The 17,049-nt window shown below is 38.8% G+C and carries 12 protein-coding genes; 8 read left to right on the top strand and 4 right to left on the bottom strand.

Features of this window, described 5'->3' with window-relative positions:
- Positions 1–77: 77 nt before the first annotated feature.
- The 8 genes from aroB (at position 78) to G601_RS25280 (ending at position 9,799) form a co-directional block, all read left to right on the top strand.
- Entirely contained in the window at positions 78–1,181 is a 1,104-nt protein-coding gene (gene aroB, locus G601_RS0115645; RefSeq protein WP_026665916.1) for a 3-dehydroquinate synthase, read from the top strand.
- Between the two features lie 21 nt (positions 1,182–1,202).
- Positions 1,203–1,742: a signal peptidase II gene (gene lspA / locus G601_RS0115640; RefSeq protein WP_026490697.1), complete on the top strand. Its 540-nt coding sequence runs from the start codon at positions 1,203–1,205 to the stop codon at positions 1,740–1,742.
- A complete protein-coding gene (locus G601_RS0115635; RefSeq protein WP_081673556.1) occupies positions 1,739–2,683 on the top strand; it encodes an RluA family pseudouridine synthase in 945 nt (314 codons plus the stop codon). The genes lspA and G601_RS0115635 overlap by 4 nt, the downstream gene beginning before the upstream one ends.
- Positions 2,684–2,746: 63 nt before the next feature.
- Positions 2,747–3,373, top strand: a complete 627-nt coding sequence (locus G601_RS0115630; protein ID WP_026490695.1) for an AAA family ATPase — start codon at positions 2,747–2,749, stop codon at positions 3,371–3,373.
- Between the two features lie 65 nt (positions 3,374–3,438).
- Complete coding sequence (gene yfbR, locus G601_RS0115625) at positions 3,439–4,032, top strand: 5'-deoxynucleotidase (protein WP_026665914.1); 594 nt, start codon at positions 3,439–3,441, stop codon at positions 4,030–4,032.
- 44 nt (positions 4,033–4,076) lie between these two features.
- Positions 4,077–6,533, top strand: a complete 2,457-nt coding sequence (locus tag G601_RS0115620) for an adenosine deaminase (RefSeq protein ID WP_026665913.1) — start codon at positions 4,077–4,079, stop codon at positions 6,531–6,533.
- 121 nt (positions 6,534–6,654) lie between these two features.
- Positions 6,655–8,388 (top strand): leucine-rich repeat protein, encoded by a 1,734-nt coding sequence (locus tag G601_RS0115615; RefSeq protein ID WP_026665912.1) that lies wholly within the window; start codon positions 6,655–6,657, stop codon positions 8,386–8,388.
- Positions 8,389–8,689: 301 nt separating this feature from the next.
- Complete coding sequence (locus G601_RS25280; RefSeq protein ID WP_155834556.1) at positions 8,690–9,799, top strand: sortase domain-containing protein; 1,110 nt, start codon at positions 8,690–8,692, stop codon at positions 9,797–9,799.
- Positions 9,800–9,903: 104 nt separating this feature from the next.
- On the opposite strand, the gene G601_RS0115605 is transcribed toward G601_RS25280, so the two are convergent.
- The 4 genes from G601_RS0115605 to G601_RS23670 form a co-directional block, all read right to left on the bottom strand.
- Positions 9,904–11,748, bottom strand: a complete 1,845-nt coding sequence (locus tag G601_RS0115605) for an HD-GYP domain-containing protein (protein WP_026665911.1) — start codon at positions 11,746–11,748, stop codon at positions 9,904–9,906.
- A 193-nt stretch (positions 11,749–11,941) separates the two neighbouring features.
- Positions 11,942–13,870, bottom strand: a complete 1,929-nt coding sequence (locus tag G601_RS0115600) for a hypothetical protein (protein WP_026665910.1) — start codon at positions 13,868–13,870, stop codon at positions 11,942–11,944.
- Between the two features lie 278 nt (positions 13,871–14,148).
- The gene (locus tag G601_RS0115590; RefSeq protein WP_081673555.1) at positions 14,149–14,886 is read right to left on the bottom strand and encodes a leucine-rich repeat protein; all 738 of its coding nucleotides are present in this window, start codon (positions 14,884–14,886) and stop codon (positions 14,149–14,151) included.
- Positions 14,887–15,050: 164 nt separating this feature from the next.
- On the bottom strand, positions 15,051–17,000 hold the full coding sequence (locus tag G601_RS23670) for a beta-L-arabinofuranosidase domain-containing protein (RefSeq protein WP_051205920.1): 1,950 nt from the start codon (positions 16,998–17,000) through the stop codon (positions 15,051–15,053).
- Positions 17,001–17,049: the final 49 nt, after the last annotated feature.

The raw sequence follows: 17,049 nt of genomic DNA, 5'->3' as shown, positions 1-17,049 counted from the left end.
AGAAACTTTTGTTTCTGCCTTTTCTTTGAGTATAAAGCAAACTTTGAAAGGAATTTCAGCCTGGCTGATAGATTACTATGTCTGAAGTATTAAACGTAAAGTATAACGGTAATCCCTGCTACGATATCGTCTTTGATACATCCTTCGATGAGCTTTCAAAGCGTATTGAAGAGCTTGGATTCAAAAACAGAAAATTCGCAATAATTACTGATTCCAATGTAGAGCCTCTGTATGCAGATACAGTAGTTAAGACAGTTGAAGCTATTTCATCCAAGGTTATTGTTTATGCAATTCCTGCAGGTGAAGAGAACAAGAACCTCTCTGAGATTCAGAAGATATATAAGGTGCTTATTGAGAATAAATTCGATCGGCATGATCTTATCATTGCTCTTGGCGGCGGAGTTGTCGGTGATATGGCTGGCTATACTGCAGCTACATACCTTAGAGGAATCGCTTTTGTTCAGATTCCTACAACACTTCTTGCCCAGACTGACAGCAGTATAGGTGGTAAGACAGGCGTTGATTTCGACGGCTATAAAAACATGGTTGGCGCTTTCTACATGCCTTCACTTGTTTATATGAATATAAAGGTACTTGATACGTTATCAGGAGAGCAGTTTGCTTCAGGCTTTGCTGAGGTAATGAAGCACGGTCTTATTAAAGACTCTGACTTCTATATCTGGCTCATTGAAAATATGTATGAGATTCAGGAAAGAGATCCCGAAATTCTTATCAAGATGGTTAAGAAGAGCTGCGACATTAAGAGAGCAGTTGTTGAAAAGGATCCCACTGAGAAGGGTGACAGAGCACTTCTTAATTATGGTCACACCATCGGACATGCAATTGAAAAGTATAAAAACTTTACATTATCCCATGGCGAGTGTGTTGCTCTTGGCGCTGTAGCAGCTGCCTTCATTTCCTGGAAGAGACAGCTCCTTTCAATGGAAGAGTATTATGAGATAAGGGATATGTTTGTTCCTTTTGGACTTCCAATCTCTGAGACAGACATCGATGCTGACGAAGTAATTAAGCTGATGCATTCCGATAAGAAGGCTGACGGTAATACAATAAAGTTCGTTCTTCTTAAGAAGGTCGGTAAGGCTGTTCTTGACAGTACAGTTACAGATGATGAGGCCAGGGCTGCAATCAAAGAAATCACATGGTCTGAGGACTTTGAATAATAAATATAATCCGGAGTTTTTATGAATAAATTAACAACCAAAAAGAAATTATTTCTTGTAATTGATCTTATAGCTATTGTTTTACTTGTTGTTCTTGATCAGTTTACCAAGCACCTTGCTGTGACACATCTTATGGATAAGGATTCAATCGTGCTTATCCCTGGGGTCCTTGAGCTTACATTTTTAAAGAACAGAGGAGCTGCATTTGGAATACTTCAGGATCAGAAGGTATTCTTCGTAATGATAGCTATAATGATACTTCTTGTAATCGCTTACGTATTATTCCAGCTTCCTCTTGAGAAGAAGTACACATTCCTGCAGATCATACTTGTAATGATAGCCAGCGGCGCTGCAGGTAATATGATAGACAGACTTGTTAATGATTACGTAGTTGATTTTATTTCCTTCGTAATTATCAATTTCCCCATTTTTAATGTGGCGGATATTTATGTGACTGTTTCAACGTTTTTGTTCATTATTCTGTTCCTGTTTTATTATAAGGAAAAGGACTTCGATTTCCTTAGCTTTAAACAGCAGAAAAAGTACAGGGAGTTTAAATGACAGATTCTATCGAAAAAGAAAACAGTGTAAGTTATGTAGTTAACGAAGATATGGATGGAGAGAGAGTTGATAAGGTTATGAGCTCTCTCTCTGATTCTATGTCCAGAAGTTATATTCAGAAGCTCATCAAGGATAACAAGGTTCTTGTTAATGGGAAAAATGTAAAGCCAAGTACTGTAGTTTCTGAGGGCGATACAATTTTCATGGAGATACCGAAGTCCATAATTCCTGACATCGAGCCTGAGAATATCCCGCTTGATATCATCTATGAGGATAAGGACGTACTGATAGTCAACAAGCCCAAGGGGATGGTTGTTCATCCTGCAGCCGGACATTACGACGGAACCCTTGTAAACGCCCTTATGTATTATCTTGGGGATGATCTCTCTGGAATAAACGGTGTTATGAGGCCTGGTATCGTTCATAGAATTGACCGTGATACCACAGGTTCAGTAATCATCTGTAAAAACGATATAGCTCACAGAGGAATCGCTGACCAGTTAAAGGAGCACAGCATAAACCGTGTTTATCATGCTATTTGTCATGGAATCCTTAAGGACGACGAAGGAACAATTATCTCTCATATAGGAAGAAGCCAGAATGACAGAAAGAAGATGAGCGTTGTTCCGGATTCGCAGGGTAAAAATGCAATTACCCATTATCGCGTTATTAAGAGATTTGAGAAGGACAAGATGACTTATGTGGAATGTAAGCTTGAAACGGGCAGAACCCATCAGATAAGGGTTCACATGGCTCATATAGGACATCCCTTACTTGGTGATACCGTATACGGACCTTCAATGAAAAGTAAGTTTAAGCTTGAGGGACAATGTCTTCATGCAAAGACCCTTGGCTTTAAGCATCCTGTAACCGGGGAATATATCGAGACCGATGCACCGCTGCCGGAATACTTTAGCCATCTGCTAAATATATTAAACTGATTGAGCGATTTTGTGGTATAATTGTATCAAATTTATGAAATCTTTTATCACGGAGGTTTTATTATGAATACAATCATAACAATAGGCAGACAATTTGGTTCAGGCGGTCGTGAGATTGGTATGAAGGTTGCTGAGCGCTTTGGCATTAAGTTTTATGACAAGGAGCTCCTTACAAGAGCAGCATCGGAGAGTGGCTTTGCACAGGAAATGATACAGGATCATGATGAAAGACCTACAACATCATTCCTTTATAATCTTGTTATGGATACGTATTCATTTGGATATAATTCATCCAGCTTCGTGGATATGCCCATCAGCCATAAGATTTTCCTGGCTCAGTTTGATACCATCAAGAAAATTGCTGATGAAGGCCCCTGCGTAATCGTTGGAAGATGCGCTGATTATGCTCTTGCTGATTATCCCAATGTTATCAACATTTTCATTCACGGTGATGAGGAGGATAAAATCAAGAGAGTTATGAGCCGTTATGACGACGTGACGACTAAGGACAAGGCTCTTGAGATGATTCTAAAGAAAGATAAGCAGAGACAGAGCTATTACAACTATTATTCATCCAAGAAATGGGGCAGATCCGATACCTACGATCTTACAATAAACAGCAGCGTTCTCGGCATTGACGGAACAGTTAATCTTATAGCACAGTTTGTTGAAGATTTCGAAAACAAATAATCTGGATAATAAAAGAAAGGAATAAGGAGCAGACAAAATGTGTTTGCTCCTTTTTTTGTAACATCATGGCTTATAATTTTTTCGCAACAATATCAAGAATGAAGTATATCGAGAGATGGGCGCTCATGCGCAACTCAAGACCTGAGAATTTGAGCGAGCACTCCCTTGAAGTATCAATGATTGCACATGCACTCTGTGTAATTGGCAATGTCAGATATGGCAAAAATCTTAATGCTGAAAAGGTTGCACTCATCGGCCTTTATCATGATGCATCAGAGATAATCACAGGAGATATGCCTACACCTGTTAAGTATTACAATGACGAGCTGAAAAACGCCTATAAGCAGGTAGAAGCAATTGCTGATACGCAGCTTCTCCATAAGCTTCCGGATGACCTCCGCCCTGCCTTTGAGGTGATATTTAAGCCCCAGGACGGCGCTGATGAAAAATACATGCGAAGACTTGTTAAGGCAGCTGATAAGCTCTCAGCACTTATCAAATGTATCGAAGAAAAGAACGCCGGAAACAGTGAGTTCAGGACAGCGGAGCAGAGTACATTAAAATCACTTGAAAAGATGAAGAAGGAGCTTCCTGAGGTCGAGGATTTCATGAGTGACTTCCTTGAGCCCTATGGCAAAACTCTTGATGAGCTTTCATGATTTGATTTTTAATAAGAATCTTTTTTATCACGAAAGGATCTGATATGACATATTTTACATGTTTTTTCCTTGATACTGAAAAAGATATAATCGTAAGTCTCTATAAGGATCTGGACAGGATGTACTATGTGCTGTCCACTCCTAATCACCACACAGGCAATCTGATAAGAAATTTGTCTGCTATATGCGAGCTTCCTTTGTCAGAGGACGACGAAGGAATGCTTGTTATTAAGGGTGAGGTTCCGTGCTTCGTAGATTCCTCAAATACGGAATTCTATGTTTTCAGGCTCGGTAAAACTGAGGTTGCAAGTATTTATCCTGATGGCAGCGTTGATCTAAAGGCGACGATTCCTGCAATCGCCAAAACGCTTATGAGCCAGACCAAGAATTATCAGCTTGATCTATCCAAAACAATTTTCAAAACACAGATAAAAAAGAATATAAAATTCCAGGCGGATCTCCATACTCACATGAACGGCAACCTACCGGGAGACGTTCTTATTGCGCTTGGAATCTATCATCAGATAAGGTATCCCCTATATTACATAAGAAAGCTTGGCTTAAAGCTGACTGAGGCTCAGGAAGAGAAACTGAGTAAGCAGCGCGAAAAGGTTGCAAGGCAGTTTATTTCCTCAGGTCTTCAGGGAAAATATCTGGATAGAAGAATTAATGATAATACCTTTATAAATTTTGCAGACCTTATCCTTAATAATCTCGATAACGCTGAAATGAACATAGTTAAGATAAGAGGTTCCCTTGCTGTTATTAAGGACGGACAGGCCGTATTTACAAACCTTGAGAAGGTTTATCTCTACAGATATGTATTCTGTAAGGCAAAGGAGCATGAGGAAAAGATAGACCTTGAGAACATTAGTCAGATTCCTGATATTGATGTAAAAAACACCTTAAGGCAGATGCTTAAGGATAAGGAAAATCCTGATTATGCAGGCAATACAATTTTCCAGGATAAGCTACTGTGGATAGCAAGAAATTATAAAAAGCAAGGCGTTTGCTACGCAGAAATAAGTGATACAACCCTGGTTAAAAAATACGAATCTGTTGAAATGCTCAAGCAGGTTCATGAGGTCATGCCCAAAATCTATCAGGAAACGGGCGTAATGATAAGATTCCTTGCGGCCATGAGGCGTATACCCCTGACAATCGTTAAGGACGCTGTAACACCTTCTGATTACCTTGAACAGAACCTTGAGGTATTAAGGGCGACCTTCCTTGATCCTTACGTTGCAGGCTGCGACTTTGTAGGTGAGGAAATAAATGACATCATCACATTAAAGCCTGTATTTAAGGAGCTTGTAAAATTCGCAGCGATTGATCCATCCTTCGTAATAAGGGTTCATGCCGGTGAAAATGACAGTCTTAAGGATAATATCGCTCACAGTATATCCTGCGTTAAGGACTGCCTTCTTCCGGGACAGACCATGCCCAGAATGAGACTTGGACACGGCTTATATACCTACAGCCCAAGGTCTCAAAAGGGAAAAGAGGTTATAAAGCAGCTTAAGGAAAATAACGTTGTTCTGGAGTTCCAGCTCACAAGTAACGTGCGCCTGAATAACCTTAATTCCCTAAAGGATCATCCGCTTAAGTACTACCTTAAACAGGGAATACGCTGTGTTCAGGGAACTGACGGAGCAGCCCTTTATGGAACAAATTCAATCGATGAGGAGCTTTCATTAAAGAAGATGCTTGAGCTCTCTGATGAAGACCTTGCTCTCATGAGAGAAGCTGAGCGCGGAATAATAGAAGAGGGGCAGATTGCCTACTCCGATAAAAAGGCTGCCTTCATCTCACTTATTAAAAACAGGGATATGGAGGAGGTCCTCCTTGAGAAGATGAAGACCGTCAAAATTTCTAAGACAGGTCAGCGTAAGCTTAAGAGACTTGATGCTAATAAAGAACTGAAGGATGAAATTGAAGATATAACCTGGGACAGATTCCCCATAGTACTTCTTGGGGGCAGTTTTAATACTGAAAAAAGAGCAACAAGGATCACACCTGATGGAAAGAAGGAGCTTGATGAGCTTCTACAGCTCCTTAATCCGGATGAAGTCTGCTTTGTTATAGGACATAAGCTCTCAGGCTATGAAAAGTATCTGATAGAGCATAATGATAAGAATTTTAAAATATATGCTGTTGTGCCCTCACTTATCTCCAGGCACGAAAGGGATAAGCTTAAGGAAGCCGGCGTATTTATAAGAGTGTCTCCGGAAGCTGAGGGAATGGGCATATATAAGAGCTTTAACTATGAGATTTTTGAGAGAAGGCCTTCGATGGTAGTAGCCTTTGATGGTAACAGTGCCGCGGCTAATCTTATTCAGGAAGCCAAAAACGGCAAGGGGAAATCTGTTATTTTTATATGGAGTCATTCTCAGACTTTAAAACAAAAAGCTACTTCATTACATGGCTATGTACGATATTTTGATAGTGACTCACCAATCGTTTCTCAAATTTTAAAGCTTCAAAATACGGATAAAAACTGAACTTGACAATAATTACGAAAAAGATAGCAATATTGTTGGACATTTGTTGGACATATTATTTTATACTTAATGTATGAAATTTAGTTTTGAAAAAAGTTAACAATTTAGAGGGAGGTTCTATATGTTCAATTCAAAGGGTAAGCTTCGCAAAAGTTTACAGTCAATTTTTCTTGCTGCAGCAGTCGCTGTAACAGTAGTACCGGTTTCATTCGTAGCTTCAGAGCCTGTAACTGTAGAAGCTGCATCATCAGCTGTTAAGGATGCTCTGAATGAAAGTCAGAAGAAGATCTTCGATGCTTATGAGTACCTTGATACCAGAATTATGGATAAGGGTGTTGAAGTAACATCTGCTAACAAGGGTCAGTTTGAATCATCTAATTTCTATACCATGTATACAAATTCTGATGAAAAGAAAAAGTATTCAAACGATGATCTCAAGTATGCAAGACGTGCTTACATTTACAGCAATCCTTATGAGATCGCACCTGCAATGGCAGAGCTTAAGTTTGTCACAGTAAAGAATTCAAGCGGTAAGTATAGCTGCTTCGCATATCTTAGAAAAACAGGTGACAGCGATTATTCAACAGAGAAGAAGAATCTTAAGTCAGCTGTAAAAAGAATCATGAAGAACATTGATGATGATGCTTCAGTTTTCACAAAGGAGCTTGAGTGCTTCAATATGATCATCGATAACGTAACTAATGTTAAGGTTGGTATCGATAACAAGGATCTTAAGAACACAGCTTATGGCGCACTTGTAACACACAGAGCTTCCTCGCAGGGTTATGCTCTTGCATTTTCACTTCTTTTAGATGAGTGTGATGTTCAGAACGATATTCTTTTCAATGAGAGTAAGTGCTGGAACCAGGTTAAGATCGGTAAGTGGTATGAGACAAACATCCCTGCTTGCGACAAGGCAAAGAAGGGCAAGGTTAATTACGATAGCTTCAACGTTTCTCAGAAGACAATGAAGAACAATGGCTATACAAGAGTTAATTACTGCACAAAGCTTCGTACATCCAATGGTAAGCACAGCGATTCCAATAAAAAGGTTGCTAAGTACGAGGAAGACCAGTTATATTCAGCAAGCAACTATAAGTTAGCAGTTCTTAATTCTGATAATACAACTACACGTACAAACCTTACTGTAAATGATCAGGTATCTAACGTAGTTCCTGTATTTGTATTAGGAAGTTCTCTTAAGAACATCAGCTCCGCACTTAAGGCTTGCACAATAACACTTCCCGCTGACAGTGCTTTTGCTCCTATAGCTACAGCTGATAAGTGGACAGTTAATCATCCTTACATCACACTTAGAAAAGGTGGCAAGGGTGGCAACAGAAACCTTACATTAACATTTGTACTTGATGATGGTTCAAACAATGGTAACGGAACACAGGTTACTGTAAACACTTCTTTAAATGACGAGAATGACACAACAGGCAGCTATGTATACAAGACAACAGGCGAAGACACAGCAGCTCTTGTAAAGTGCACAAAGACAAAGATCAAGAACGTAAAGATTCCTTCAACTGTTACTATCGATGGCAAGGTTTACAAGGTAACCAAGATCGAGAAGAACGCATTCAAGAAGTGCAAGAAGGTTGAGACTGTAATGATCGGTGCTTATGTAACTGAGATCGGAAGCAACGCTTTCTCAGGAAAGACAAAGCTCATCCGTGTTGAGAACCAGGGCTTTGCACTTGATAAGTTCGGTAAGGACGCATTCAAGTCAGCTAATGATGATACATTCTTCCTTATTAAGGCTCCCAGCTACAGTAAGTATAAGAAGATCGTCAAGAAGATCAAGAAGGCAGGCGGAAAGAATTCTGTTTACAAGTACAGAGCAGAATAAAAAATTATTTAGTAATTTTATAATTTGATATTATAAAGTCGGGCAACTGTGATACAATCTATTAGTGTCGATAGTTGTCCGACTTTTATATTAATATAACTGAAAGAAGATTTACGTGAATAATTTTAAGAACAAGCTTTTTACAAAAATAGTGCTTAGCGCAAAAGATTATAATTCAAAGCATAAAAAACATGCCAGGAATATCACATATATAACACTCGGACTGATTGTATTTCTGAGTATTATTTTGTATATTCCCGAAAAGATAATTGGCCTTCTTGCTAATATCTTCAGGTTCTTTATGAAGAATAAAATCGCTCTTGTTGCAGCACTTATTATAGCGATCGTCGGAGTCTTTATATGGAAGTTCAAGGTCATCGCTCCTGATAATCAGCCTGTCGCTGTTACAGAAAATGTTGAACCTGAGACAGTTGCAAGTAACGATGTAGAAGTATCTGCCGATGAAAATGAGGCTCCGGAGGCTACCGAGCCTGAAACCACTGAGGTTGATGAACCTGAAGAAGAGATACCTGAGGAAGAGCCTAAAGCAGAAGAGGAGCAGACAAAGGAAGCTTTTGCAGGTGATGTAGAAGGAAATACCGATGATAAAGCTAATTCCGGTAATACTGAAGAAGAAACTACTGCAGCTGTTTCTGATAATAATGCTGAAGCAGATGAAGCTGAAGAAACTGAAGAAACTGTAGAAGCTGTAGAGAATACAGACAGTGAACAGGAAAATGAAGTAGCAGAGGCTGAGCCTGAAAATAAAGATGAAGAAGCTTCAGAAGAAGCTACGGAAAACTCAGAAGAAGATAATTCATCCGACAACTCTTCCGGCGATAATAAATTGTATGCAATGGATGAGTATCTTGAAAAATTAAAGAACGAATATCACGATGCAGTGGGATGGCTTTACTTTGAGGATGGCTCCATAAGTTATCCCATAATGCAGAGCGAAGATAATGAGAAATATTTGACCTATGGATATGATGGCAATCCTGCAGATACAGGTGCAATTTTCCTGGATTACAGATCTGCAGCTGATTTCTCAGATTCTAATTCCATCGTATACGGCCATAATATGAAGAATCGTACTATGTTCGGTACCCTGAGGAATTTCAGATACAATAAGAACTACTACAATGATCATCAGTATTTCTACATAATAACCGAGGATAATCTCTACAAATACGAGATATTTGCTTACATGGATGTACCTAACGATTACGTCATCTATGATTATGTAGGAGAAAAATCCAAGGAATTCGTAGCAGATGCTGAGCCTGTAAGATTGAAGTCCTATATGGATTCGGAGATACCTGTGAATGAATCCAAGAAGGTAGTTACACTTTCAACATGTACTTCAAAGGATCAGCTCAGATTCGTAGTTTTAGGCGTATTGGTGGACTAAGCCCAGTATCCATGGGCTTTGCGCTTATTTGGCTACCATTTCGTTAAAGAGGGATTTAACGAAATAATACATTCTGCTATCCACAATGAATATTGTAGCTACGTTTAAATATAGAGAATTTCCTTGTAAGCCCTGAAATAAATCTCGAACCTGCCATCCTTTGTCAGGTAATCTAGATCCTCATACAGACCGTGCTTATTTTTTATCAGCTCTATTACTGAAGGGCTGTACCTTGTTCCTGCTTCATGTGATAGCTCTTCAAATACAGTAGAAAAATCCTTACCTTTTGTATAATTTCTGCCCAATATGTCAGTCGCAGCATCGATGCTGTCAGAAATGGATATCAGATCTATGACCGGTTTATATGGAGACTTTAAATTGTCAAAGCTTTCAGGATATCCGCCATTTCCATCAAAAAATTTGTGATGCCCGCGAATAATGTCAAAGTACTTTGAATATTTGGGATCATGGTTTAGCATGAAAAATCCATCCATAGGATGACGTTTTATAATCTCGAATTCCTCATCATAAAGATGGCGATCCTGACGGCTAACAACACCTACTATTCTGCATTTTCCGCAGTCGTGTATTAATCCGCAGTCTGCGATATAATCCAGTAACTCCTTCTGATTATCTTTCACAGCTTTTTCATCAGGATATCCAGGAATGCCAACAAAATATGAAGGTTTCTGGGTTATCAGAGCATGCGCTATTCGCATTGCAATCTCACTTACCATAAGGCTGTGAATATACGTCAGAGGCTGCCTGATTATTACCAGCTTAAGAAGCAGTTCTTTCTTTTCAACGGGATCGTCAATGAAGGGTGCATATTCTGTAAACCATTCTGCACACATCTCATCAACAAGCTGAGGCCACACACCGAAGGGGATTCTTTTCTGAAAATCAGTGACCTTTTTGCAGAATCTGTCCATATAAATTCTGCGCACGTCATGCTCCACATTCTTCCATTTAAATATCGAAAAAATGGTACAGCTGCAGTTATGATAATTCATAACTTTTATAATTGATTCTTCTTCATCCTTTTCAAAATCGACATCACCCATGTTATCAAGGTATTCTATTGTATCCTCGATTAGCGGCTCATATTTTTCACCTTTAATAAGGCGGCATTTTATTTCAGCTCTGAACAGCGAGCCTTCATCATCAGTCATTCCTTCCTTATTCCATTTTTCTTTTATATATGGAACAGCTGCAGCAAATTCGATTGTAAAATCCAGAGGCATTTTCTCGACAAATTCCTCAGCAAACAGGATATTCGCCTCAATCTGGCCTATACAGGCCAAGAAATCTTCATTCTTTCCGTCAAGCTCCTGAACATAATTCTGATTCCAGAGATCCATGGCCTCGTGGTAATACCTGAACATCCTGCTCCTGTATTCAGTAGTCGTCTGTCCTATGGGAGCTATCAGGTTGTTATAAGAAGTAAAAATACATAGTCTTGCAGATGCGTCCTTTAAATCCCTGTAATGCTTTTGTAGAGCTATACATTTCTCGTAATATTGCGCTGCCTCATCGGGACCATTTTCCTTATCGATTCTTCCATAGAACTCAAAAAACTCGTATCCCAGTATCTTATATAGATGGCAGAGCTTTTCATAATCGCTTCGCTCTTCATAGAATCTGATCGCTGGCTTAGCGAGATTTCTCATTACAAAAAGATCATCGTATCCCCCATCATAAAAGCCTTTTACAACCTCGAAGAGCTTTTTGGCAATGCTTTCATCTATGCCATTCTGCAGAAAATGTCGTATTTCTATAATGAACCTGTTATTATCCGAATAGATGTCTCTTGTAATCTTTGCTCTCTCTACGAGGACATCTCTCCACTTATTAAAGGTCATCTCTTCAAGAAGATGCTGGTTTGTCTTCCAGATCTTCTGTCTGTTTGCCGTATATTCTTTAAAAAAAGTGGATAATGTTTTTTCCATCTGTCCGCCATTCTCCAGCCTGTAGATGAATCTATGTCAACAAAATTTCGCTTCAAATATAGCTTTTTCTCGGTTTCCTCCATACGAAAAAAAGCATAGCTCTGAATTTATTATACTGTTTCTCATCCCTTGGTTTTATTAGATGGATATTATGTTTTTCTAAATACTATATAAAGTACTTCTACACATGTTTTTAAATATATTCTTTTGAGGATACCTTTATGTTTACCCTACTCATGTTCAGTGTTTTACTTAAGAAATGGCATCTATACTGTAAATAAGGAATCTTATCTTCAATATTTTCAGCCTTTGGTCCTAGGATAAGCTCTTTTATATATGTGTTCTCATTGCTTTTGACAAAGAGCTTTCCGCCCTTATCTGATGTATGTCTTATCGCCGGGCTGTCCGCATCTTCAAGTCTGATAATTCTGTACTCATCCTCATGAGCATTGGAGGCCTTTTTAAATAAATATGCGATAGGCTGCATAAGAGGTATGATCTTTGCCTTTTCGCCGCCTCTTTTTATGAAGCAGGCATATTCGTCAGAGAGTTTCCAGATAAGGTCATTTATCATGGATACAGTCGCTGCTGACATGGATTCGTTATCCTCCATCCATGCTTTGGGGCGGCCTGTCTCATTACGTAAATAGCATACCTTTTTCAGAACATAATGCTTCGAAGCTCTGGCACTGTCTATTACTGCGCAGAAGCCCTTTGCTCTGTCGCCATACATCTCCCACATGGTGAGATCATCAATCTTGGTAGTGAAGTTCTTCATGAAAACATAAGGGTATTCTATGGATTCCGTGTACTCAGGATATACCTGGTCTTCAGAGATCGCCTCAAAAATGGTTCTGCCTTCCATTGGATCATTCATATGACCTACATGCATAACTGTAAAATGCCCGGTGTCCCCACCATCGCCTGAAATAGGAAGGATGTCTTCCAGATTCTCATTTGATGTGTAAAATGAAAGCTCCTTTGGCCACTCAAATTCACCGAGACTCATATCAAGCAGTCTTATGTAATAATTCATTGTGGCAAGACACTTATTCAGCATTCTGAACTTCCTGCCACCGGTATAGAACACCTTCTTAAGATCCATATAAAATGAAAGCTCAGGGTAATTTGCAAGGAGCTTACCGAATTTAAATGCTTCATCAGGCTTAGTCATATAGTGCAGATAAAAGCCGTTATCAAGGGCATGATCAAGAAGAAGGTTCAGTATTATAACCTCATTTCTAAGAGCAGACAGGTTCTTTTTGGTATAGCTTTTTATCTCATCCTTGCCGGTCTCAAAATATTTATTTGTAAGATTCCAGAGCATGAGCTTTTGCTGAGCATCAGTATCCTTACCTGTTGTTCTTATCATGTTGGTCTCTATGTATGATGACAAAAGCTCTAAGTGATCGAACTGAATTCTTCTGCGGAAGTTAGCAATGGCTTCGTAGTACTGTCTTGCTTTTAATTTTTCATCAAGCTCTGCGTACTGCTCCGCGAAGAGTCTGATATTGGTTAACTGAACAAGATCCTCATGGCTGATATCGTTGCCATGTTCAAATACAATCTCATCCTTTGAAACATCTGCAACGGTTTTGTAGAACTGCAGCGCATGACGGAATCTGTTGTATTTTAGAAGATAATAATCTCCTGTCTCATAGATAAGCACCAGCATTCTATGAAAAAGTGCACTCTTTAAAGGTGTGGTATTTTCCCTGTTTGAGGCTCTTAGCATTTCAAAGAAGTTTAAAATGCGCTCGCAGGTCTCTGCATCATCAGCAAGAAGCTTTAATCTGAAAAATGCCTCAAGCTCCTCTACAATCTCTTCCATATTCAGTTTGATATTTGATGGTAATTCTTCTATGGATTTTAATAGATAATCAAGACCAACCCTAAGCTTTGGCGCATAGATAGGTTGTTTTATATCCTGATCCGGTTTTAAGTATATGCCACTTTTCAGACAGTTGACACATACCTTTATAAGTGGTGCATCATAATAATCCGCATCACATGTCTCCCTGCTGGGGAGCTCTAGCTTTATTTCTTCCAAATGATTTAGATGTGACTCTATTTCCTCATTGTATCCCCATTTTTCTCTCAGCACGTAATCTAGTATTGGCATACTTTTCCTCTTTCACATCCTTTAATTTTCCCCTCGGGTTTCTATATTATCAGAAAATTGCGCATATTCTAGTGCTAAATTAAAGGAATTTCTTAATGTTTTATTAAGCTTTGCCACTACATGCTTAATTGTGTCAAAATAATTAAAAAAGCGGCATTTTAGCCGCCTTTTTAATTCATATTTATTTATATAGATGTAATAATTCCTTATCCGGAAGCTCATCAGCTTTCCCTCATGAGAACCTCCTGCTTGTTTCCGCTTGCTCTTGTGTCAGTTCATTATTTAGTTACCTTCTGGTTTTTACCGTTTAATCCCTTCTTCTTAAATATCTTTCTATAGGCCTTTACCTTCTTCTTAGGAACCTTCACCTTTGCGTTTTCGTTGATGCCCTTAAATACACCCTTATCAACTGAATCCTTTGTAAGTGCGGATGTCTTAATTGTGATCTTCTTAAGCTTCTTGCACTTATAGAATGCTTTTGTTCCGATTCTGAGGACGTTCTCGCCTATTGTAACCTTCTTAAGCTTCTTGCAGCCCTTGAAGGCATTATCTTCAATATCAGTAACCTTATAATCTACGCCATCAATATTCACAGTATCAGGAATAATTGCGCTCTTAATACCCGTATCCTCAGGCTTAACGTACATTATGCTTTCATTACCGGCTGTGAGGTCTGTAATCTGATAAATCGCACCATCAATAGTGATCTGTTCACCTACGGTGTGAGCGTTTGCTTCAACAGTAGCCGGCTTTTCATCCGGGGTTGTTTCTGGAAATAACAATCCCTTAAACGAATAATAATAGGCTTCACCTTGAGGTTCTTTGCCTATGTCTACAACTGCATCACCTTTTGACAAATCAATGACCAGAGTACCAAGATCAAACTCACCAAAGCCATAATCATCATCATTTTTGTCAAAAGTAGTTGGAGCAGCATAGGAATTTGTCCCAAGCAAACAAAACGCTAAACAGAATGATAGCGTCGACAATAGAAACTTTCTTCTTATATTCATCATTTCATCCCCCTTCTAAAATAAGGACCTTTTCTTCAATACATATTATAGAAAAATTATTTCATTTTCACTACCGCTAGATAGAGTATTTTTTTCATACCACATACAAAATCCCGGAAACATACGAAAGTATGCCTCCGGGAAGTAATTTGACTTTTTATTTAAGCTTATACTCTAAGCTTCCAGTAGATACCATAGCTCTCTTTATACTGGTTATAATGTGTTGTGAAAATCAGCTTCTTATCTGTATCTGATAAATCAAATTCCATTTCGCCATCTCTTTTTATCAGATGCTTATCAATGTTATTTATAAAATCATCAACGCTGCTTTCACCTGATACAACGATCTCGTCATTATCTATAGCCTTCTTTGCTGCGACGCTAACTGCTACGCCATGGGATTTAGTCTTAATCTTAGCTGTGCCAAGTCTTGCTGATAATACATAAGGGCCATACATAAATGAATAGGTGTCCTTACCATCTTGTAAATTATGGCATGTTATTCCCATAGGCAATGTTAACTTAAGCTCACAACCTGACTTAAGCTTTTCATTAGTAATAATCATGAAGCCATCCTTTACAGTAGCCTTTATTTTTTTTGCGTCCTTTACAACTGTAATATCACCTTTAACCCATGTCGGAACTATAAGCCATAAATCCTTATCAAATGATATGCCTGCCTTAGGTCTTATAGTCAGTTTCACTTCATCAGAAACGCTAAGATCACAATCAAGTGAAACTGTATAGTTCTCTGATTTATACTCAGAACCAATATACATTGCTACAACAAGTTTATTTTCATCCTCAAAGAATATTCCGTCCTGAAGCTTGGTGAAGTTCTCATATCCTGTTCCTGTGCAGCACCAGAAATTCCCATCAAGATTATTGAATACCTTTTGATAGCCGGTAGCCATAGCCTGGAAATATGTTGTAAAGCCTGTTTCGTGATTCTGCGAAGCCATAATAGCATTAATAAAGGTTCTCTCCGCATAGTCCAGATACTTCTTTTTACCTGTCTCCTGATAAAGTCGCCTTGCAAACTTAAGCATATTATAGGTGTTACAGGTCTCGTTATTTACATTTGTTCTCTCAGCATCAAGGATATTGTCTTCTCCAAAATGCTCATTCTCACTGTTTCCACCGGTTACATAGGTATGCCTTGAAACAACGATATCAAAGAATCTCTCTGCATATTCAAGGTATCTTGTTTCATTATGATCTGCTTCATATCTTGCCAGCGCACCGATAAATTTAGGAATTGTAGTATTGGCATGAACATTGTTAAAGAGGTTCTTTTCACCTGTCAAAACTTTCTCAAAAAGACTATCCTCATCAAAGCGATGAGCAGCAGCCTTAAACCTTTCGTATTCAGGATGATCGCCGCCTTTTCCCGACTCATGCAATTCACGATTTATCCTGTAAAGCTCGTAAAGGCAGTCATTCATACCGCCATATTCTATGCTAAGAACAGTTTTATTTACTTCCTCAGACCAGCCCTCTGTTCTCTTTGCAATCCAGATTCCAAGGTTATTTGCTATCTCAAGAGCAAGGCTTTCTCCTGCAATAAGGAAAGCTGCATTTAATCCTGACAAAATTTTGTGCATCGTATACCACGGAACCCACGCCTGAGTAAATAATTCCTGAAGCCCGTGTTCTACATTATCAAACTGTAAAAAAGGATTCTCTCTGAATTCCTTACTCGGAAAAGCTCCTCCGAATATAAATCCTTCGCCATCAGTTTCCTTAGTATATTCCTGACATTCCTTCAAGGCTTCAAGTATATTTATAAGTCTGTTTTCAACATCCTTCTTTTCAGTCGCAGTCAGTGCAGGATTTACCTTAGCCTGAGCCAAAGCTGTAAGGTAGTGTCCGAGAGTATGACCTCCAATAAGTCCATCCTCCCACATACCTCCGTACCGCTGTTTGTTTTTCATAAACTCAGTTATCTGAGGTTCACTCATTCCTGCAATTAGTCCGGCAGTCTCCCTGAAGCCCGCTAGCAATCTGTCATCATCAAGCTTAAGCATATTCGTCAGCTGAAGATTGAATGCTTCATCTATATATTTGTCTTTTATTTTTACATCAGAAAGTTTTGCAGATATAATTCTATTTTTCATGATATATGGCCTCTCTCATATATTTTTTACGATAAAAAAATATCATTTT

Origin of the sequence: Butyrivibrio sp. FC2001, assembly GCF_000424125.1 — a bacterium.
Classification (GTDB): Bacteria; Bacillota; Clostridia; order Lachnospirales; family Lachnospiraceae; genus Butyrivibrio.
Note: the sequence above shows the minus strand (reverse complement) of the source record. Positions and strands in the feature narration are given on the sequence as shown.

What these genes read in the sequence shown, in the direction of transcription:
- aroB (WP_026665916.1), top strand. Translation starts at nt 78, where the DNA reads ATGTCTGAAGTATTAAACGTAAAGTATAACGGTAATCCCTGCTACGAT.
- lspA (WP_026490697.1), top strand. Translation starts at nt 1,203, where the DNA reads ATGAATAAATTAACAACCAAAAAGAAATTATTTCTTGTAATTGATCTT.
- G601_RS0115635 (WP_081673556.1), top strand. Translation starts at nt 1,739, where the DNA reads ATGACAGATTCTATCGAAAAAGAAAACAGTGTAAGTTATGTAGTTAAC.
- G601_RS0115630 (WP_026490695.1), top strand. Translation starts at nt 2,747, where the DNA reads ATGAATACAATCATAACAATAGGCAGACAATTTGGTTCAGGCGGTCGT.
- yfbR (WP_026665914.1), top strand. Translation starts at nt 3,439, where the DNA reads ATGGCTTATAATTTTTTCGCAACAATATCAAGAATGAAGTATATCGAG.
- G601_RS0115620 (WP_026665913.1), top strand. Translation starts at nt 4,077, where the DNA reads ATGACATATTTTACATGTTTTTTCCTTGATACTGAAAAAGATATAATC.
- G601_RS0115615 (WP_026665912.1), top strand. Translation starts at nt 6,655, where the DNA reads ATGTTCAATTCAAAGGGTAAGCTTCGCAAAAGTTTACAGTCAATTTTT.
- G601_RS25280 (WP_155834556.1), top strand. Translation starts at nt 8,690, where the DNA reads ATGAAGAATAAAATCGCTCTTGTTGCAGCACTTATTATAGCGATCGTC.
- G601_RS0115605 (WP_026665911.1), bottom strand. Translation starts at nt 11,748, where the DNA reads ATGGAAAAAACATTATCCACTTTTTTTAAAGAATATACGGCAAACAGA.
- G601_RS0115600 (WP_026665910.1), bottom strand. Translation starts at nt 13,870, where the DNA reads ATGCCAATACTAGATTACGTGCTGAGAGAAAAATGGGGATACAATGAG.
- G601_RS0115590 (WP_081673555.1), bottom strand. Translation starts at nt 14,886, where the DNA reads ATGATGAATATAAGAAGAAAGTTTCTATTGTCGACGCTATCATTCTGT.
- G601_RS23670 (WP_051205920.1), bottom strand. Translation starts at nt 17,000, where the DNA reads ATGAAAAATAGAATTATATCTGCAAAACTTTCTGATGTAAAAATAAAA.